Raw genomic sequence first — 20,506 nt, 5'->3', positions numbered from 1 at the left:
GCCATGGCCGCACTGTCCGCATGAGCACGCCATCGTTCCCCGGACTCGGCGGGACCCCTGGCGAGTTCGGCGCAGCCCCCTCCGGGTTCCCCGGGCTGGGCGCGCAGATCTCTGCATCCGATCCCTGGGGTCTCGGCACGCCCGCCCAGGGGTTGTCGTCCCCGACTTCGGGACACAGGACGGGCCCGCCGATCGCGCTGCTAGCCGCTGTCGTGATGGTGCCGTTGATCACCGTCCCCCTGCTGTTCCTCGACGGCTGGCTGTGGCACGTGCTCGGTTGGGCGGTGGCGACTTTCGGCGCGACGAGCCTGCTCATCGTCGCGACCGTGCAGGACACCCGTCGGCGAGCGAGCGCCTGGTACCTCGGCAACGAGGCGCTGGTCCAGCTGCTCCGGTTGGGCGCCGTGCTGCTCGCCCTCGGGATGGCCGCCGCACACGCCTGGCGCTTCGCCGACTGGGTCTCTCGTCTCGAGGAGTTCACGTCATGACCCGCCCCACCTCCCCGAACTGGGTACGCCGGGCGCTCGTCCTCTGGGCCCTCAGCGTCGGCCTCCTCGGCGTAGCGCTGACTCACCCCTCTCCCGCAGGCGCGGTTCCTAGCCCCACGGGCAGCCAGTCGCTGCAGAGCCTGGGCGCCTGCCTGACCGGGACAAAGCACGCCGATGTCCTGCTGCTCGTCGACGAGAGCCACAGCCTGACCGCCTCCGATCCGGCCGACGCCCGCGTCACGGCCGCCCAGCTGCTGCTGGACCGGCTGGCAGACACAGCGGCGCGCACCGACAGCACGATCGACCTGGCGGTGAACGGGTTCTCGTCCGGTGTCCGCCCCGCGCTGGACTGGCAGCCGCTGAACACCCAGACGAAGGCGGGTGCTATCGCGGCCGTCGCAGACTTCGCCATCCGCGACGACGGCTTCGAGACCGACTACTGGACGGCGCTCAGCACGGCTCACCAACAGTTGCTGGACCGCCGCGAGCCCGACGCCGCCCAACCGTGCCAGGCGCTCGTGCTCTTCACCGATGGCGAGTACGACCTGACTCCCCGCACCACGCCGTCGGAGGTGGCGGAGCACGGGCAGACCATCCCGATTCCCGGGGTCGAGGGCGTCCCGATCACCTCCGAGGAGGCGGCGGACCGGGTGGAGGCCGCCGGGCGGGAGGACATCTGCCGCGCCGGTGGTGTGACCGACGGCCTGCGCCGCGACAAGGTGTTGACGATCGCGATCGGCCTCTCCGGCGGGGGCAGCATCGACCTCGGGCTGCTCAGCAGCATCGCGGAGAGCGCTCCTGATCCCTGCGGGACCATCGCCCCCTACGGCTTCTTCCTCGCCGCGTCCGACGTCGAGGACCTGGTCCTCGCGTTCGATGCGATCGGCGATCCCGCGAACCCCCCGCAGCCGGTCGACGAGCAGGGCGTGTGCGAGTTCAGCACCTGCCCCCAGGAGGCGCACAGCTTCGTCCTCGACGCGTCCATCCAGTCCCTTCACCTCGTCGGGACCAGCGACGCGGCAGGGGTCGAGGTCTACGTGCAGCCGCCGGACGTCGCCACCCCGGTGCGGCTGGCCTACGACGCGGCGGCGCCGGCCGGCACGGCCGCGGCTGGCGACCTGGCCCTGGAGTACACATGGTTCTCCGACGGAGCCTTTTCCGTGGACGCGCAGATTCCGGCCGGCGGGGGGAACTGGACGGGCGAGTGGCAGGTCGTCTTCGTCGATCCCACCGGGCAGCACCCGGACGCGGTGTCGCGGACCCAGCTGACCATCCAGGCGGACCTCGGCGCGGTCGTCGCCCCGGGAACCGACGTCGAATGGCGCGTGGGTGATGACCTGGGGGCGGTGCCGATGGCGCTCGTCCGCACCGACGGCACTCCTGCCGTGCTGGGTGTTCCCGCGCCGACGCTGGCGCTGAAGGTCGTGCTGCTCGGCGCGTCGAGTCGGGAGGAAGTCCTCGCGGAGAACGTTCCCGGCGCCCAGTTGATCGCCGGCGTCCCGCTCTCCGTGCCCGAGGACTTTCCCTCCGGTCAGGCGGAGCTACGCACCGAGCTCTCGGTGACGACCGTCAGCGGCCTGGTGCTCCAACCGCAGGTGCGCACCCAGCAGATCGCCGTCCTCCCTCCGCTGGGCTTTCCCACGGTGAAGAGCGATCGCATCGACTTCGGGCGCCTCGAGGGCACCGCGGCCGGTACCGGGGGACTCGAGGTCAGCGGTCCGGGTTGCGTCTCGGTCGTGGGCGCAGCTCTCACTGTCCGCCCCTCGGAAGTCGAGAACGTGACGGCCGCGCTGAAGGACGGCGACGAGCTGTGCCTCGCCGACGGGGAGAACAGGACGATCGACCTCGAGCTGGCCTCCAGGGACATCGGCGCCGGTGACCTGCAGGGCGACGTCACGCTGGCCCTCGCGCCCGCCGACCACCCGGAGCGGGTGACGGAGGTCCAGGTGCCGTTCCTGGCCGACCTGGTCCGCCCCGCGAACGGCTCCGTCCGGCTGCTCGTGCTCCTCGCGGCTCTGGTCGTCGGGATCGGCGTCCCCGTGCTGGTCTTCCTGCTCGGCCGCAAGCTGGCCGCCCGGCTTCCTGACACCGCGCTCCGGTCGGTGCTGCTCCCGGTCCGCATCGGCCCGAACGGTCTGCAGGGCGCCGACGGCGGGACACCCGTCCTGCCCGAGCAGTGGGACCTCGTCCCGCCGATCGAGGGCGGACGCCGCCGCGCGCGCCTGTCAGGCGTGGGCGTGCGCGCCCGGGCCGGCGCGAAGCTCACGGCGGCCGGGTTCGCCGAGGTCGAGGGGGACGGCCGGGTCGGCGTCTCGGGCGCACCGGGGGGGCGCGCGCCGAGGACGCTGCGTGCGCGGCTGCCTCTGGCCCTGGCCGGGAGCTGGACCGTGCTCGTCGAGCGCTCGGCCGCCGCATCCGACGAGCCGGACGTGGCGGCTCAGCTCCTCCTCGTGAGCGACTCCGCGGCTGCCCCGACGCAGCGGGAGGAGATCCTCGTGCGCGCCCGAGCCGAGGCGCCGGCCGCCGTGGAGTCTCTGCGGACCGCCGTGGGCAGGGGTGAGGGCACGGGCGGTACGAGCTCCGCCGGACCTGTCCAGCCGACCCCGCTGCCGGACGACCCGTTCAGCACGGGATGGGATGGCGGTGTCCCGGCACCCGCTCCCTCGCCGCTGGGCGTCGGGACGCCCGCGGCCTCGAGCGGCGACCCGTTCGCCTCGGGCGGCTGGGGAACCCCCGCCGCGCAGGGCGGCTCGACGACCCGCACGCAGCCGGGCGATCCCTTCACCTCCGGCTGGGGCGGCGCAGGCGCCGATCTCTAGGCCTCCCCGGGCGACGACCCGTTCCGCAGCTGACCTGACGACACCGAGACCAGGAGAACCACCATGTACAAGATCTGCGTCGTCGGGCTCGGCGGCTCCGGCGGCAAGACCCTGCAGTACCAGATGGACCAGCTGCGGTCCGAGCTCGGCGCGATCGGCTGGACGGCGGACCACCTCCCCCGCTGCTGGGAGTTCGTGCACGTCGACGTCCCCCCGACGCCCGACGGCGTGGACGCCGGCCTGCCCCCCACGGTGCCGATGCAGGGCGGCAGCTACATCCCGGTGAGTACCCCCACCGACAACTACGCCGTGCTCGACTCGGCGCTGCAGGCCACTCTCGGGAACCAGCCCACCGGGAGCCAGCTCAGCCAGCTGGTGCGCTGGCGGCCCAACGCCGCCCGGGTCAACACGCCGATCACCCTGGGCGCCGGCCAGTTCCGGGCCGTGGGCAGGCTGCTGACCCTGGCCCGTGCCCGGGTCGTGTACGAGCGGCTCGTCCCGGTCGCCGAACGGCTCAACCAGAGCGCCGCCGACAGCGATCTGCGGGAGCTCTCCTCCCTGCTCGGGCTCAAGCCGGAGCCCGCGCAGGGGACCCTCGTCCTCGTCGTGTCCTCGCTGGCAGGCGGGACCGGCGCCTCGATGACCCTGGACGTCTGCAACCTCCTGCGCGCCGTCGCGGCGCAGGTGCCCAACTTCCGCGCCGAGTCGCTGGCGTTTCTGTACACGCCGGACGTCTTCGACCAACTGCAGAAGAACCGCCGCGCCGGGGTGAACGCCAACGCGCTCGGCACGGTCGCCGAGCTGATGTCGGCCATGGCGGCCCGCCAGCAGCCCTGGACCGCGGCGGAGTGGTCCGTCTACGGCGGCGTACCGCGCCCACAGGCGCCGGGCCGCGGTCCGATGCTGGCCTTCCCGGTCGGCTCCTACAACGGCACGAGCGGCGCCCGCTTCGGCGACGGCGAGTCGCACACGATCTACCGCGGCTTCGCGCGGTCGCTCACCGCGCTCTTCCTCTCCAACTCGCAGCAGAACGACCTGCAGGCCTACGCGATCGGCAACCTCGAGTCGGCCGCCACCTCCCTCGAGGACCGCACGCTGCTGGGCGTCCAACCCTCCCGCGGCGGAGTCGAGGGCGAGACGACCGAGCCGATGGTCTTCGGGTCCATCGGGTTCGCCTCGATCGGGCTCGGACGCGAGCGCTACGCCGAGTACGCCGCCCAGCGCCTCGCCCGCAAGGGCCTGGACCGGCTGCTGCGTGGGCACGAGGACCTGTCGGTCCAGCAGGGGCAGCGCAGCCCACAGCAGGCCATCGGCACCACCGCGGCGGAGTACTACCCGCAGTTCCTCGCGTGGACCGGGCTCCCCGACCTCCGGGTCAGGAACATCGAGACGATCACGGCACTCGTGGACGACGTCTGGTCCACGCAGAGCCGGGAAGCGCTGACCGCCTCGACGGTGCAGGACATGCTGGGGCCGATCATGTCCGGCCCGAGCGGCAAGGGCTCCTATTTCGCCCAGCAGCTGGCCGGGCAGATCACCTCCACCTTCGGCAGCGTGCGGAACCAGGCCGAGCTCGAGCTCCGGAACGCCGCAGTGAACTGGGTGCCCCGCATCCAGGCCCGGCTGGAGACGGCGGCGCTGCGCGTGGCCGGCGAGCGGGGCCTCCCGGTCGCCGAGCGGGTCCTGCAGACCTTCGCCACCGACCTGCAGGCTGGGGCGGAAGCATTGATGCGCAGCTCCGCTGGGGTGCGCCACCCGCAGGAGATCGCCCAGGAGGTCACCGCCGAGCTGCAGGCGATCACGTCGAACATCGACGCCCGTCACGGCGCCCTCGGGCAGGCGGGGAACCGCCTCCGGGAGCAGTTGAGCGGTCAGTTCCTCCGGCAGGGCGGTGTTCAGGTCGGGGAACTGCTCAGCCAGCTGATCAGCGACCTGCTCGGCCCGCTGCGCACCGGGCTGGCCCAGTGCCGCGAGGAGCTCGAGAATGCCGAGACGGCCTCCGCCGGCTCCGCCCCGGTCGCGACGGTGGCGACGTCGCTGGTTCACCAGTGGCCGGTCGGCGAGGACGTGCCGAGCCGCTTCGCCACCGCCCAGAACGAGGTGCTGCTGGAGGACATCAACAGCTACCCCCGCGCCTACACGGACCATCTCGTGCAGACCTTCAGCGGCTTCGCCGCCGGAGGAGGGACGCCCTCGGCGGACCAGTCCGAGGATCTCGCCGTCTTCGAGGTGCTGACCTGGCTGCACGCCGATTCCCGCAGCGAGCTACGCACGGCCAACCGGTTGAAGGGCCTGGTCGGCAACGGCTACCCGGCCCGGATCGGACGCCGTTCGGAGTGGTGGCCGCAGGCGCTGTCCGCTGCCGGTCCGTCGCGGCAGGCCGTCTACCAGGTGGACCTCGACCACGACGCCCTCCTCGCGGGCGCTCGGGTGTGGGTCGGTCGGGCCAACGAGGTCATGGGCGCGTTCATCACCCAGGGGCTCGATGCGTACCTGAGCCGTCCAGGCGCCGGCCCCTACGAGCTGGAGGAGACCGCCCGGAGGTTCGTGGACAAGTTCATGACCGCCGTGCAGCTCGCTGCTCCGCTCGTCGCCGTCGATGCCGGCATGGTCTCCGCCACCCACGGCAAGGATGTGCGGATTGGCTACCAGTTCAGCGAGATGCCCCTCGGCAAGAGCCCGAACGTGGTGGCGATGATCGCCGATGAGCTGGGCCGGAAGGGTTCGGTGGACCCCGAGACGGTCGGGCGCATGCACCGGGCGGTCAACCAGGGCACCCGAACCAGGAGCATCACGATCCTGGGCAACTACTCGGACCTCTACAACCCGATCGTCTTCTCGTCGCTGCAGCGGCCGATCAAGAAGCAGTGGACGGAGTCCGCGTCGCCGCAGTTGCGCGGGGCGTTCTGGACGATGCGCCGCGGGAGGTCGCTGGTCGATTTCGTCCCCGTCTCGCGCAGCTGGCTGCAGTCGCTGGTCACCGGGTGGATGATCGGTCGCCTCACCGGCGAAGTGCTGTGGCAGGGAGAGGGGCCGATCCACGACGGCGGGGTGGCCGTCTGGTCGCCGGCCCAGCAGGACTGGACGCGCCTGCCGCATCCGCTTCTCGGAGTCGAGGACCCGGCCCGGGACGCGCCGGGCTGGGAGCTGCTCGCCGCCGTGGTCGAATCCATGCCGCTCGCCCTGGCGCAGTGCGACGGCGACACGCAGTTCATCGCCCTGCAGCCCTACCAGGCGCTCTTCGACCTCGGACGCCACCTGCAGAATCCCCAGGAGCGCCAGGCCAACGACGCACTGCTGCAGTGGGTCCGCCACGGTCGCGGGCGCAGCGGTGTGCTTCCCCGCGGTGCTGCCGGCGCCCCGCAGGCCGGTCCCGCCGAGCGCCTCGACGCCGCCCGCGGCTGGTGCGAAGCCCTCGAGGCCGCGGCGACGGCGATGCTGCCGCGCGACCACGGCTTCCCAGGTGAGCGTGGTGAGTTCAGCGAGATCACCCCGCACAACTTCTGGCAGGTCCCCCGCGACTGGGAGCTCGCCCCGCAACTGGTGGAAGGAGCGCGGCAGCTGCTCACCAACCTGGCGCTGCCCATGTACACCGGCACAACCCCGCCGCCGGTGTCGGTCGGGATCGCGGTGCTGGCATGACCACGCAGCAGCCGATCACCACGATCGTGGTGGGCAACCTGGCGGACCAGCCGGTCGCGGACGTCCTCGAGGTCGTCCGCGACTGGACGGCGACCGACCTCCTCGACCGGTCGGTCTGGCTCGACGTCGACCAGTCCGGGGGCGAGACCGTGCTCCAGGTGGTCGACCGCGAAGGGACACAGCGGCATCCCGCCGAGGAGTGGCTCGCGATGTCCGGGATCGTGCGCACGCGGGTCGTCCTCCTGCAGGTCTTCCCCGACGGCGCGGCTCACAGCCCGATGCCCGTGGCCGACCGGGCGCGGGCGCTGCTCGAAGAGATCGGTCTCGGCGGCCGACCGCTCGTCAATCTCCTCGTGCCGGCGAGCGCGACGACCCGGATCCCGTCGACGGCCGCCGTGGAGTCACGCCCGAACGTGCTGCTCCAGGCGCGGGACGGGCAGAGCCCCGGCGCGCTGAGCCGGCCGGTGCGGCCGGACGAGCTCGCCGAGCACGCCGCCGCCGGGCTGGCGGTCGTCGCGGGGCTCTGGGCACCCATGGCCGAGGCTCCCTTCGACGAGAACCCGGCCTGGCCCGGGACCCAGGTGGTCGTCGCCCGCGCCTACGCCCGGACCCTGGACTCGCGGCAGGTGCTGAGCGGGCTCTCCGAGCAGGTGTACCGGGCCGAGGGCACACTGCCCCGGCCGCGGACCCAGCGCGGGGACCGGCTCACCGACGTGCCGGACGGACAGACACTGCCCACGGCGGAGACCGCTGCGCAGAGCCTCCTCGCGGTCCACGACAAACTCACGCATTTCCAGGCACCGCCTCCGTACGTCCCGCGCCGTCCCACCGCGGTGGGTCTCCTCACGGCCATCCGGATGTTCCTGTCCTTCTTCGGGGCCGCCGTACGTAACGCCCCTCGCGCGTGGGTGGACGGGGTGGTGCGCCGCACGGCCCGGGTCCTGTCGACAACCACGACGTCCGCCCTTTTCGGCCGCAACGCTTCGTACGAGGTGGTCGTGCTCGGCGTGCGCCCGTCGAGCACGGCCGGCGACGACGAGGAGGACGACGTCTCGGCGCTGATCGACTCGGCTCACCGGCTGGCCCGCGAGGTGTCCCCGGGCACCGAGTTCACCACCACCGACACCAACGCCTTCTGGACCGACGTCGCGACCGTGGCGAGCAGCCTGGCGGACGGTTCGGACGTCCCGGCGCAGGTGCGCATGCCGATGCTCGGCGACACCCGGCAGATCGTCGACCGCCCGGAGAGCATCGTCCCGCCGTCGAACGCCGAGTCGCACGGGCTCCCCGTGGGAGTCCTCCCGGAGATCGGTGGCCTCCGGGTGGATTTCGACGACCCGTACCTGGCGCTGCAGGCGGACCGGCTGCTCCAGGAGGAGCGGCAGCGGGTGGGGGTGGGACCGGAGGACGTCTCGCGGTCCCAGGTGCTCGACACCGCGCGCAACGGCCTGCAGAGCTGGGCGGGACAGCAGCGCAGCTTCACCTGGACAGTCGGGATCACGATCGCCCAGGAGCTCGACAAGGCCCGGCGGGTGCTGGCCGATGCTGTCCGGGCCGAGGCGACCGCGGCGGCAAGCACGCCGCCGCGCGACGTCCTCGACGCGCAGCGCCGGTCCCGCGGGTTCGTCCTCGGCGCGCTCGCGGTGGCCGTCCTCGCGATCGCGGTCGTCGTCGGGCTGGTCGTCGGCGACGTCCTGAGCCTGCTGGTCGGCTCCTGTGTCGCCCTCGGCGTGGCGGTCGTGTGGCTGGTGAGCTCGACGCTGGTCTTTCTCCGTCACCAGAAGGCGCTGTTCGCCTGGCTGCACGTCCGCGACGAGAACCACCGGCACCGCGAATGGGCACGGTCCACCGCCGTGCACGTGGCGGGCGAGGTGCAGCGGCTCGGAGTGCTCTACCGGCAGAGCCGGCTGTGGACCCGCGTGCTGAGCGCGGTGGTGCACGATCCGTTCGGCGTCGCCGGGTCCTCGGACGAGGTGTCGGCGTACCCGGCGGGTCTGAGCGGGTCGCTGCCACTCTCGACCGCGGTCGGTGCGGCCGGCTTCACGCCGGAGGGGCAAAGCGACCTCGTCCACGAGGCCCGGCGGGCCCGGTTGGGCATCGGCTGGCTGAACGCCCAGCTCGGCTCCCGCATCGAGGCAGCTCTCGCGGCACGCTCGCAGCGGTACGGGCGGCAGGAGCACCAGGCCGTCTGGCGCGACAGCGGCTACTCCTCGCAGGGACCCCTACGGGAGCTCGTCGCGACGCTGGGGACCGTCGAGGAACGTCGCCGAGCGGCCGCGGGGGCCGACGCGGGCCTCGTCCGGTGGCTCACCGAGCTCGGCGACGTCCGCGGTCTGGACTGGTCCCTGGCGGCCGTCCACCCGGAGGTGACGGTCAGCGCCGGCGCCTCGATCGGGACGATCAGTGGACAGTCCTTCCTCTCCCCCGTCCTCGACCACGTGGAGCAGCTCGACCCCCACGGTTTCAGCGCCATCGGGTCGGCACAGCTGTCCAACCAGGTGGACAGGACGGACCTCGCCGCCCTGGGGGTGCCCGTCCCGCCCGGCTCAGCCGTGCGAACAGCCGTCCTCCCGCGCGACGGGCAGCAGAGCATGGACCGATTCGTCGCCCGCCTGGACACCACCCGACAGCTGACCCTGGACCACGTCTCCCACTTCACTCCCGACGAGCCAGTCGTGGTGCCGAGCCCGCGTCCGCAGCGCGGCATCACGGTCGAGGCCTAGCGCGGTGTTCTGGGATCTCGTCCAGCTGAGCGGTGAGCTGGGGGTACTCCTGTGGCTCGCCGCGGCCCTCTTCTGGGCCGCGGCGACAGCCGCGCTGGCGTCCTGGCTCGGCCGACCGGGCTGGCAGGGAGCCCTGCTGGGCGCCGCCCTGCCCGTGCTCGGGGCAGTGGCCCTGCTGGGCCTGAAGGGCGTGCGGCGCGCCCGGACGGGGGACAGCGGGCCGCTGGGCGCCCGGCGCCTCCCGACGGCGTGGGGGCGGTCATGGAGCCGCGCGGTCTTCGTGGCCGTCGCCTCGGCGGCGGCGATCGCGACGGCCGTCGCGACCGGGCTGCGGGACACGGAGTTCGGGGTGGACGTCGGCCCCGCGAGCAACCACCTGTGGTTGTCCGCACGCGACGTCGGTCTCACGACTGTCACCATCGCGACCGTCGTGGCGCTCGTGGTCGCGGCCGCCGGGAGCTGGCAACGGCCGCGCCGCTGGCCAGCCGTGCTGGTCGCCTGGTGCGGGGCCTGGTGGTTCGTCTGGGCCGCGGGGGCGCTGATGGTGGGCGACACGCTCCGCGTCCTGGTCGACTCAGCCGGTCTGGCCGCCGCGGTGTCCGCGGTGGTGCATGTGGGCGCGTCCTGGACGATGCTGCTCGCGCTCGCCGGCGTGCTGCTGGCTTGGAGCGCGTCGGGGCTCCTCCTGGTCGAGCACAGCCCGGCGACGACGGGCGACGTGTACGCGGCAGTGCCCTGGATCGCCCCCCGCGCGATGCACACCCCGGTGGGCCCGGTCTCGGAGAACTGCGGCTCCGGCCGGGGAGGAGTACCCGCCAACGCGGGCACCCTCCCCCTGCGGACCGGCGACCCGTTCTCAGGCGGCTGGTGAGGCGTGCGCCAGAGCCTCCACCACCGTGCTCACGTCGGGCCGCCGCTCGACGATAACGACGGTGCCGGCCCGCTCCGGAGCGGGCCGGTCCTGCGTGGGCGTCCGCAGCACGACCCGGTAGCTGCGCGCCGCGCTCCGCGGCACGGCGGCCGTCTCCTGGTCCGTGACGGAGACGACCACTCCCGCGGTAACCGTCCGCGCGATCCACTCGTCGCCGGCGTTCCGGTGCCCGGTGCGGAAGCCGATCTCGTGGGTCCAGCGACGGAGGAACTCCTCGGGATCGGCCGTCAGGTCGAGGGTCCGCGGACCGTGGACCGTGTCGCTGACCCCGACGACGGACACCCCCTGCTGACCCGCCGCGCCGGCGAGGGCCTGGACGCCGGAGAGCACGCGGGCGACGGTCCCCGCCGTCAGGTGCGGGCGCATGGAGGCCGACAGGTCGACCACCGCAGTCACCGGGTCACCGGGCCGGACGACGTGCTCGCGCAGGGCCAGGACCGCCGGCTCCCTGAGCGCCTCCGGGACGCTCGACGGAGGCGGAGGGCCGCTGTCCTCGTCGGCGAAGCGGGAGTCGTAGGGGGTGACGCTCCACCCGTCGGCCGCGGGGGTCATCCGCAGAGCGACCATGGCGGCGCCCGGCACGGTGGCGAACCCGGCGTGGTGGAGGACCTCCACACCCCCCTCCGGCCGTCGAACCTCCAGGGCCAGCGATACCTGGTGGGACGTCGGTGCCTTGACCACCAGGTCCAGCTGCCGCCAGCCCGCGGGCAGCTGCGCCAGGTCGAGCAGCCACGCGTTGTCCGCGTACGGCTGGGGCCGCAGTCCCTGCACCGGCTGCGCCGGGAAGTCGAGCGTCGTCCCGTCACCCGTGACCAGGCGCCCGATCACGGCGTCGCCCGCGCTCACGCCCTGCCATTCGACACGGCATTGGTTCCCGGCGAGCCCGTGCTCGTCGTTCACCGTCATCAGAACAGACATCCGGTAACTTTCCCCTCCGGTTACGCGGTTCTCCGGCCGAGGGGCCGGACGCTGACGCAGTGTGGCAGAGCGGCGACCCTCCGGGGTCGAGCTCGGGCTCGTGCCCGCCCACCGATCGCCGTCGTCGAGTTTTCGCTGACCCACTCTCGCTGACCTAGGAGTTCTTCGTGACCTCGTCGTCGCTCTACAACGACCTCCGCGTCGCCCGTGACGAGCACGGCGTCGCACTCGACGCCACCGACGGCGTGCTGCTGATGATCGCCCGGGCCCGCACCGGCGACCCCGAGGAGCTGTCCCGCCTCCTTCGCAACAAGGGCATCAAGCTGGCCCCCGCGACCGTCGGGGCGCTCGCCGCGGTGGTGCGCAGCAGCAGGGCCGGCACCGGCCCCGCGGCGCCCGAGGTGCCCGGGCCCCGCCCGGACGGGGACGCGCAGCTGTTCCCACAGGATGCGGACCGCGGGGGGCAGGAGCAGCAGCACCGCCCTGTACCGCCACCGCCGCAGTCCTACGTCGTGGGCAACGGGTCGGCCGCCACCGCCGCCTCTGCCGGGCCACACCTGAAGTCCCGTCGCAAGAACCGGCGGGGCCTGTCGGCCACCCGAGAGGAGCGGATCACCGTCCCCAAGGACGGCGAGACGGCCGGCTACGAGCCCGGGCCGGGGACGAACGCGGCCGAGCAGGACCCGATCGCGCCGCCGACCGAGCAGCCGGTACCACCGGGTGCGGAGGCCCCGGAGGGCCTCGAGGCGCAGCCCACGCAGTCGGGGGCGACCGAGGCTTCGCTGTCGGACTGGTCCGACGATCTGGATGTCTTCGCCGGCCGCGAGAACCAGATCGGCTTCACGCCGCTGCCCGGTGACCAGGTCGAGCTGCGGTGGCCGGCTCTCGACCGCGGCTCGCAGCAGCTGGCGTTCCTGGTGGTGTCGTCCCCGACCTCGATCCCCGTGCGGCCCAGCGCGGGCACCCGGATCCTGGTGACCGAGGAGCCCCGGGCGCTGGTCCTCGGCGGCACCGGGCCGTACTTCTCGGTGTTCAGCTACGCGGCCGACGACCGGGCATCGCTCCTCTCGGCCTGCCCCGAGCACCACGCGGCCGGACGGATGGTCCCCGAGGTCACCAACCTGCGTGTCAACGCGCACCCGGACGCCGTGATGCTCAGCTGGACTGCCCCTGAGGGCGTCGACAGGGTCCGCGTGGTCCGCAGCAGGCCCGACCAGTCGCTGCTGCCCGGGTTCCACGCCGACCTTGAGATCGACGCCGAGCCCCGGTTCGCCCGTGACACCGGGGTGCTGCCGGGCCACCAGTACGCGTACCGGGTCGTCACGCAGTTCGTCGACAGCACGAATGGCCGGACGACCCTTTCCACGGGCGTCGAGGCCTCTGCCTTCATCCCGGCAACTCCGGAGCCGGTGACCGAGCTGACCGCGCAAGTGACGGGGGACGCCACGATGGCGCGGGTCGAGCTCCGCTGGCCCACGCCCGCGCTCGGCACTGTCGTCGTCTACCAGGCGGACGCCGTCCCTGAGCACGCCGCCGCCGGCCGCGTGATCAGCACCGCACAGCTGGCCGCGCTGTCGCTCGGCGAGCAGCTCGGCGAGCCGGTGATCTCGGACGGCAGCACGTCGGTGGTCCCGAACATCCCGTTCAGCCACACGAGCGGACCCCGTCGGGCCTTCACGCCGGTGACGATCATCGGCGACCAGGCGGCGGTCGGTGAGGTCGCGGTGGTGAACTTGCTCGGCGCCGTGACCGATGTCGAGATCACCGAGCGCGTCGACTGGCAGCTGCTGCGCTTCGCCTGGCCCGTCGGGGCCTCCACCGTCCAGGTGGCGCGGGGCGCGATCGGTGGCGCCCCCGACGGGGCACAGCCGATCAGCATCACGCAGGAGGAATACGAACGACAGGGCGGGATGCGGTTGAACCTGCACATGGGCGGGTGCGACCTCCACATCCGCGGTGCCGTGTTCTACGCCGGCACCTTCACACACGGGCCGGTCACCACGACGACCTACCCCGGCCGCTGGGTGCTCCGTTACCGGCTCGAGAAGACCGGGTTCATGGGTCGACGCCGAAACCTGCAGGTCATGGTCGACCGGCGCTGGCCCGATTTCCACGTCGGGCTGGTCACGAACCCCGAGCGGATCCCGCTGACGCCGTACGACGGCCCGCAGGCGCCGCAGAGCTTCGCTGTCCAGGGCGCCGCCGTCGTCCCCAACGAGTGGTTCACCGTGGACGAGCTCCCGGGTGAGCCGGGCGAGTTCGCCCGCCTGTTCGCCGCGCACCCTTCCTTCCCGTTCAGCCGGCCGGAGGCGTCGCCGATCGTCATCGACCCGCCGATAGCACCGCGCCGCATGGATCCGCCTCCGCCGCCTCTGGGGCAGGGGCAGGTCCGCTGCCTGCGGTGCATGACCGTCCAGCCCGAGGCGCCTCAAGTCTTCCGGTGCGTGGGGCGGTGTTCCCCGCAGTTCGACGAACGGCTGTCGGCCTTCCTGGGCGAGGCCGTGCAGGCCCGTCCGTTGTTCGTCAGCGGCAACGTGCCCTTCGACACGGTCGCCTGTCCCCACTGCAACACCCCCACCTCCGAGCTGGTGTGCAAGGAGTGCCACGCGGGGCTACCCGCCGCCGGCGTGGCTACCGACCCCGTGACCGTGAGCGTCATCGGTGCCCGCGGTACCGGGAAGACCACATACCTGGTGCGGCTGTTCGACTGGCTGCAGCACGTGTGGGGGCCGGCTACGGGTGCGGCGGCCGCGCCGCTGGATGCGCACACCGACGGCCGGATCCGCCAGATGCGCGAATCGTTCGACCAGGGCCGCACGGTCGGCTCGACTGTGCGGGCCGAGCAGAACGCCGACGTCCTCTCGCCCCTGGTGCTCCGGCTCGACCAGCGCAACGGGCGGCTGCGCACCCTCGCCTTCTACGACGTCGCCGGTGAGGACGTCGAGAACCCGGCGGCCGTGCGGCCGTACGGCCCCACGATGGCCCGGGCGGACGCGCTGCTCTTCCTGCTGGACCCGCTGCAGATCCGCGGCGTCCGCACGTGGCTCGACGGCCAGATCCCGCTGCCGCCGGTGGCCGGCGACCCGCTGCTGGTGATGGAGAACGTCATCAACGAGATCCGCCGCCGGCGGGGCAGCACCGCACGGATCGACATCCCGGTCATGGTGGCCGTGAGCAAGCTAGACGGCATGCACCGCGCCGTCGCGACGCCGGGGACGGAGCTGTCCGGGCGGCTCAACGGCGGCTCTGCCCTGCGGTACGACCGGACTCCGGCCCACGCCCTCGAGCTGTTCCCCGAGGACCAGCGCCAGACGCACGAGGAGACGCGGAGCCTGCTGCTCAGCCTCAACGCGACGCAGTTCGTGCACCAGGTGGAGAGCGCCTTCAGCCGGGTGGAGTACTTCGGTCTGTCCGCCCTCGGGCACGCCCCGGCAGGCGGGACCACCCTCTCGGAGGCGGGCTTGTCCTCGTTCCGGGTGGCTGACCCGCTGCGCTGGCTGGTCGCCCGCCGCTGGCCGACGGGGCGCTGATGCTGCGGGCGCAGTTCACCTACACGGCGACCTCGAAGCCCAGCCGCTGGGAAGCAGGAGCCGGGTGGAAGATCCAGTCGCTCGCGTACGCCACTCCCAAGGACGAAGTTCCGGACGACCAATTGCGCCAGGCAGTGAGCAATGTTGGCGGGTTCGTCCCGCCGCCGCTCCCGGAGCTGCCCTCGCAGGCCGACGCCGACGCGCTGCCCCGTTGCCTACGGCTGGACAAGCTGGATGACCCGCTGGTCTGCGTCAGCCACGTCGTGGCTGCGGGACCGGACTACTCAGGGCGCCCCAACTTCTACGCCCATGGGCTCGTCGTCGAGCGGTCGAACTACCAGGCAGACGAGCACGGCATCCTCCGCCCGGCGGACCTCTGGGGCGCCGAACAATGGCTGCGACCATTAGGGGCCCCTGCGGTAGATGCGGCCTCGCTGGACGAGGGTCTTGATCGGCTCCCCTGGGGGTCGCTTGACGGTGACGCCGTGGCCGCCTTTCTCGAGGAACGGCCCGAGCACGCGGCGTTCGTGTTCGCCGCGTTCGAGCGGTACCTGACCACGGGGAAGGGCGCTCTCGTGGTCGTCAGCGACGCTGTCGACGCGGCGGCGTCCTGGGTGTGGTTGCTCGAGCAACTGCTCTTTCCTTCGGACGCGTGGGCGCTGCCCTTCAGCACCTACGAACGACTCCGGGACACAACGACTCCACACAGCTGGCCCTTCGCCGTCGTGGGGGTTCCCGCGGCCGACGCGGCCATTGCCCGCCGGCTCGACGGCCAGTCGTTCGCGGTGCTCGACGATGACACGGGCCCCATCCAGACGGCGACCGGTCGCTGGAGGCTGCAGGACGGCACCGAGCTGGAGGCCGGCCCCTGGGCAAAGCTCGCCGAGAAGGTCATCTCGTCCCCCGATTTCGACTCGATGGCCGAGCAAATCGAGGACCTGTCCACCCAGTGCGATGAGCACCCGCTTGAGCAACCGCTCTGGGCGCTGGGTGCGGCCGTGCTCCTGCTGGAGAAGGAGCTTTCCCTCGAGAATCTCAAAGAGGCCGCGGAGGAGATCGTCAGAGAGCACTACCCGGCGACGCTCGCCTTCGGCCCGATGACGGAACAGAAACTGCGGCCCTACCACGTCCGGCGTGTGGTCGCTCGGCCTGCGTCGTACCCACCGCCCCTGGACGCGACGAAGCCCGTCACCGCGGCGAAGTCCCAGCACCGGCATCTGAAGTCTGAGGCCGGCGTCGCCGCGGGAAAGCCGCTGGTGCCAGTACCGCGGATCACACCCTTGACCCCCCACCTACGCGCGAGCAAGGAGCCGGTGACGGCCACGCCGGTGCGGGACCCCATCATGGATGTCGTGCACTCGGCGCTGGACAGGAGTCGTGAATTGCCGGATTCGACTTTGACCCCGGAGACGACTCGTGGGCTGGGCGGCCTCCCCGTCCCTTCGGGCGCGCTGAGAGTTGACGCTCTGCGACACGGTGGCGCCAGCGCGAACCCCCGCGAACTGCTGCTGACGACAAGCGGCCACCTCGAGAAGCTGCCACGTGACGTTGACCTTTGGGGACCGGACACGGAGCAATGGGTGGACCTCGCCGAGACGCTGCTCCGGGTAGACGTGAGAGCACTGCCCGGGGTCGCGTTTCCCCTGCGGGCGTTCGATGACGACATGGCGTGGGACGCCGGGTGGCAACAGCTGAGCAACAAGCACCCTGACCGCGAGGCGCGTGTCGTTCTGGCAGCGAACCTCCACTGCCGCCGTGCGCGAGCCACGCACATCCTCGCCAGGGATCCCGCGAGCCGCTGGCTGCGGACATGCAGCGAGGCGGTGATTGGTGAGCTCCTCAAGTGCACCCAGAGGAAGGAGTTGCTGGACGTCGTAGAGACGCTCGTCCAGGGGACTCCGCGGATGTCGTCAAACACCCTTGCGGTTGCCCGGGTCGAAGATCTGTGGCGCCGGGCAGCCGTCGAGCAGGCACGGCGGTTGACCGAGGTCTGACACGCCTGATCGGCGGATTGATCGCGTTGGTCACATCACCGCGCTGGCCCGGGCCGAGACGCTTGATGAACACCTACTCTCGGCAGCACAGGCTGGCGTTGCGACGACCGGTTGAGTCCTAGCAGTTCCGCTCCCACGCCTACGTCCGGAGCCCTGCGAGACGCGCAACTGCGCGGCTCAATGGGCCGGATCGGCCCCTGCGCGGACAACGCCGCCATGGAGTCCTTCTTCAGCCTGCTGCAGAAGAACGTCCTGGACCGCCAGCGCTGGACCAGCCGCGAGCAGCTACGGCTGGCGATCGTCGTCTGCATCGAGAAGACCTACCACCGCCGCCGGCGCCAAGACGCCCTCGGCGGCATGACTCCCGTCGAGTTCGAGACACTGACCCAGGCCGCTCACGCGGCCTGACCGCCCCACCGACCAGAGCTTACTGAAGTCTTGGCAGTCCCAAGCCGAATGCCCAGAGTTGCGCAGCCCCGACTTCGTCTGCTCACACTCTGGTCAGATACCCGCGAAGCTCTTCGGGCGTCATGATCGGGTCGCCGCTTTGCAGCATGAAATGGCAATTCGCGCAAAAAGGGCGCAGATCCTCGACCGGGTCGACCTCGTACTCGCCCCCGATCACATGCAGGGGTGTGACGTGGTGAGCCTGCGCGTACTCGACGCCGAGTTCGCCATAGAACTGCTCAAAGTCGAAGCCACAGACTGTGCAGGTGTAGCCGCAGTAGTCGAGGCAACGCCGTCGGGCCACGGGGTTGCGTTCATATCGCGACCCCCAAGCCCAGTACCGCGACCCCTCGAGCAGCACGACATCTTGCAACACCTCCTGCGGTGTAGGCACGTGCTCCAACTGAGTACGCACCTGCCAGAGCGACTCTAGCTGCGTTGCTGTCGGCTCAGGAATCGTTCTGCCAGACCAATAAACGGTCCGCCAACCAAAGTCAGGAGCGGCAGCCTCCAGCTCGTCCACCGTGACCATCTGGTCGAGTGGGAGAAACTCGGACCACAGCAGGCTTCACGTACGAAGCGACCCTGTTCGGGTCGTCCCAGTGCTCGTCCTCGTATGGCGGTGTCTGAATCGCCCCGACGCCGTCCAACCCGCGACCCGCGGAGCCTTGACGAAAGAGGAACCCGCGGTCCTCGTAGCCGATGCCGTGTCGCCTGTGCGCGACGCTCCATCGCTCGCCCACACGCTCGCCAGCCTGCGTGCTGGTCACCCAGTCGTCGTACTCGTCGGCGCCCCAGCTCTCAGGGTTCCAGGTCAGAGGAATCGAAGCCACGGTCTCTCCTTGCCATGTGAAGACGACGAGCGCTTGTCGTGCAGCTCGGAGAAGAGGGGAGCCGCAATCAGCGAGGGGGCCACGCTCGATGCCTGCCCTGGACAACGCTTGGGGCGGGCTGCCGGTCAGGACACGACAATCTCATCCAGGCGCAGGGTGGCATAGCCCGTCTGTCCGTGGTCCTCGACTGGGCATCACCCGACCACGTGTCGAGACGATGGTGAACCCATGGCATCCCTTCATAGCTGCGACCGTCCAACCACAAGCTGCGTTAGGTAGGCACCTAAGAGGTCGCGCCTCCTTAAGTGTCCTCGATCACGTCGTATCCAACGATCTCTTGCATGCGACTTCGTAGAAGGTCAAGGCGAGCACGAAGGAACGATTCATCGTCACTGTAGGCACCCTCCCGACGAGGCAGGAGTTGTCCCGACAGGAACTTAGCACTCGCCTCATCCTGCCCCTCAAGCAAACGCAACAATTGACCAGCGCCACGCCCCTCCAGCTCCTTAACCCTCCCCGCTGGAAGCAGGACGAACCCGAGGACTCTCCTGTTAAGTGGCGGACGCAATAGCGGCACAGCCCTTAGAGAGTAGGCCTCTAGGGGGAGCTCGAATAGTGCGGAGGAGATCTCCACAACACCTCCCGCCGCAATCAGCGCCAAGAATGATCTGTGGAGAGCCGAGGACGTGCGGGCATTACCGGTGAGCACCTGCGCAGATGTTGTAGTTAGACGCCGCAAGGACGCACTCTTGTCTAGACATTCTACTAAGTCCATATATTCGGACGCGATTGTTGTGTTGACCGCTACATTGAAGCGTTGAACAAACGCGCGCGAGTAGAACCACGACCGCAACAGCGAGATGTGCCTATCTGGAATCCGCCCCCGAAAGAGCACCGCACCCATGACAATGAGGAAGGCTCGATGCGGCAAGAACGCAGGCCTAACGACCCCCCATTTGTTGCACAAGTCGATAGCTCCAAGCAAGGCCTTCACGGCATGCGAAAAGTTCGCTCGAATTTCCTCCGGCGGCAACCGCAGCACGTCGGCCCGGCGAACGGAGTGGGTACCCACAAGGGAGATAATCTCAATCGGGGCTAGCCCGTCTCCATCAAGGAAGTCCCGAAGGATAGGATTGGAGTCGAGAGCCTCATCCCACTCTGCGCGCAAGTTCCATTTTTCATCGTAGCTGTGCGCAACAACCAAATCGAACGTGCTCAAGGCCAGGCCTGAAGTATTCATTCGTTCGAAGATTCGTGCCACCGATTCTGAGTCCAGCGACTTGTCGATCAACACGACCGGGAACAGAAAGCGATGCAGTCGGTCGAGCCCGTTCTTGTAGTGACGCGCAAGGGTTGTGCGAAGCGCCGTGTCTGAGTCAACTTCTCCGTATAGCGCCGCTTGAGTCGCCACATCTTGACGCCACTTGAAGAAGGCCGATTCCGACGCGAGAGCATGAAACGGGATCCACAAAGCTGATGCGCCCCGGTGAGCTTCATACAGTCGCTGGGTCCACTGCCGTGGCGTAAAGACCCTAATATTGTCCTGCAGTTCATCCGGCCCAAGCTCCGGCCCAAAGTTTGTCAGATTCAACGCCCAAACGCGTTCAGCGAACGGATTGAGCGCCTCATACAAAGCCGTTAGTCGCTGCTGCCCGTCCAGAACAAGATAGCGCGCAATAAGCGGATCCACAGGGGGCCCACCTTCGAACGACCGCAGCGCATAGGTGCTCTGGGCGCCCATCTCAGACAGGAGGAGGGTTCCCGCGGGCCAGCCTTTCAGCACGCTAACCAGGAGATTGGAGATTCTGTCGTCTGACCAGACGAAGTCTCGCTGAAACTCGGGCAGAACAAGGATTCCATCTCGCACATAATCCATGAGGCGACCAACATCGAACGAAGTGATTTCTAGGTCAGCCATTGCTGGCGCCTCCGAGGCTCCCAGGCGCAGCACCATCGGCATTTGCGCTAGACGCTTCCGCCTTGCGGCCTTCGTTCCCACTCAAGCTGCTGTGCGTGGCAGCCCGTGCACTCTTTGGTTCGCACAACTCGACGAGGTGCACATCTGGAAGATTGTCTACAGTCCAAGCTACCCACTTCGCAAATTCGCCGCGTGGATCGTTTGCGAAACAGAAAACGGCCGTGCTCGCGTCAGGTAGGGTTCTCAGCATCGATCCCACTTGC

10 protein-coding genes and 1 pseudogene are annotated in these 20,506 nt (G+C 70.3%); 8 read left to right on the top strand and 3 right to left on the bottom strand.

Translation table 11 applies throughout. From position 1 onward, the window contains the following. Positions 1 to 224: 224 nt before the first annotated feature. The 5 genes from ACWIYF_RS08615 (at position 225) to ACWIYF_RS08595 (ending at position 10,543) form a co-directional block, all read left to right on the top strand. On the top strand, positions 225 to 488 hold the full coding sequence (locus ACWIYF_RS08615; RefSeq protein ID WP_448627708.1) for a hypothetical protein: 264 nt from the start codon (positions 225 to 227) through the stop codon (positions 486 to 488). Continuing rightward, complete coding sequence (locus ACWIYF_RS08610) at positions 485 to 3,307, top strand: VWA domain-containing protein (RefSeq protein WP_448627707.1); 2,823 nt, start codon at positions 485 to 487, stop codon at positions 3,305 to 3,307. Before ACWIYF_RS08615 ends, ACWIYF_RS08610 begins: the two co-directional genes overlap by 4 nt. 63 nt (positions 3,308 to 3,370) lie before the next feature. After that, positions 3,371 to 6,949: a tubulin-like doman-containing protein gene (locus ACWIYF_RS08605; protein WP_448627706.1), complete on the top strand. Its 3,579-nt coding sequence runs from the start codon at positions 3,371 to 3,373 to the stop codon at positions 6,947 to 6,949. After that, positions 6,946 to 9,672, top strand: a complete 2,727-nt coding sequence (locus tag ACWIYF_RS08600; RefSeq protein WP_448627705.1) for a hypothetical protein — start codon at positions 6,946 to 6,948, stop codon at positions 9,670 to 9,672. The genes ACWIYF_RS08605 and ACWIYF_RS08600 overlap by 4 nt, the downstream gene beginning before the upstream one ends. 4 nt (positions 9,673 to 9,676) lie before the next feature. Next, the gene (locus tag ACWIYF_RS08595; protein ID WP_448627704.1) at positions 9,677 to 10,543 is read left to right on the top strand and encodes a hypothetical protein; all 867 of its coding nucleotides are present in this window, start codon (positions 9,677 to 9,679) and stop codon (positions 10,541 to 10,543) included. On the opposite strand, the gene ACWIYF_RS08590 is transcribed toward ACWIYF_RS08595, so the two are convergent. Continuing rightward, positions 10,529 to 11,449, bottom strand: a complete 921-nt coding sequence (locus ACWIYF_RS08590) for a hypothetical protein (RefSeq protein ID WP_448627703.1) — start codon at positions 11,447 to 11,449, stop codon at positions 10,529 to 10,531. The genes ACWIYF_RS08595 and ACWIYF_RS08590 overlap by 15 nt on opposite strands. A gap of 239 nt (positions 11,450 to 11,688) precedes the next feature. Here ACWIYF_RS08590 and ACWIYF_RS08585 point away from each other — a divergent pair, with 239 nt between their 5' ends. The 3 genes and pseudogenes from ACWIYF_RS08585 to ACWIYF_RS08575 form a co-directional block, all read left to right on the top strand. Continuing rightward, the gene (locus tag ACWIYF_RS08585; protein ID WP_448627702.1) at positions 11,689 to 15,051 is read left to right on the top strand and encodes a TRAFAC clade GTPase domain-containing protein; all 3,363 of its coding nucleotides are present in this window, start codon (positions 11,689 to 11,691) and stop codon (positions 15,049 to 15,051) included. Beyond that, complete coding sequence (locus ACWIYF_RS08580) at positions 15,051 to 17,045, top strand: GAP1-N2 domain-containing protein (protein ID WP_448627701.1); 1,995 nt, start codon at positions 15,051 to 15,053, stop codon at positions 17,043 to 17,045. The genes ACWIYF_RS08585 and ACWIYF_RS08580 overlap by 1 nt, the downstream gene beginning before the upstream one ends. A 122-nt stretch (positions 17,046 to 17,167) precedes the next feature. Continuing rightward, positions 17,168 to 17,453: pseudogene (locus ACWIYF_RS08575) on the top strand (IS3 family transposase); the annotation flags it as partial. An 82-nt stretch (positions 17,454 to 17,535) separates the two neighbouring features. Here ACWIYF_RS08575 and ACWIYF_RS08570 read toward each other — a convergent pair. Both ACWIYF_RS08570 and ACWIYF_RS08565 read right to left on the bottom strand, forming a co-directional pair. Next, positions 17,536 to 18,015, bottom strand: a complete 480-nt coding sequence (locus tag ACWIYF_RS08570) for an HNH endonuclease (protein WP_448627700.1) — start codon at positions 18,013 to 18,015, stop codon at positions 17,536 to 17,538. 611 nt (positions 18,016 to 18,626) lie between these two features. Next, complete coding sequence (locus ACWIYF_RS08565; protein WP_448627699.1) at positions 18,627 to 20,285, bottom strand: DUF262 domain-containing protein; 1,659 nt, start codon at positions 20,283 to 20,285, stop codon at positions 18,627 to 18,629. Positions 20,286 to 20,506: the final 221 nt, after the last annotated feature.

It is taken from the genome of Geodermatophilus sp. URMC 64 (assembly GCF_053502555.1).
The sequence above is the reverse complement of the archived record's forward strand: the minus strand, read 5'-3'. Positions and strand labels throughout refer to the sequence as shown.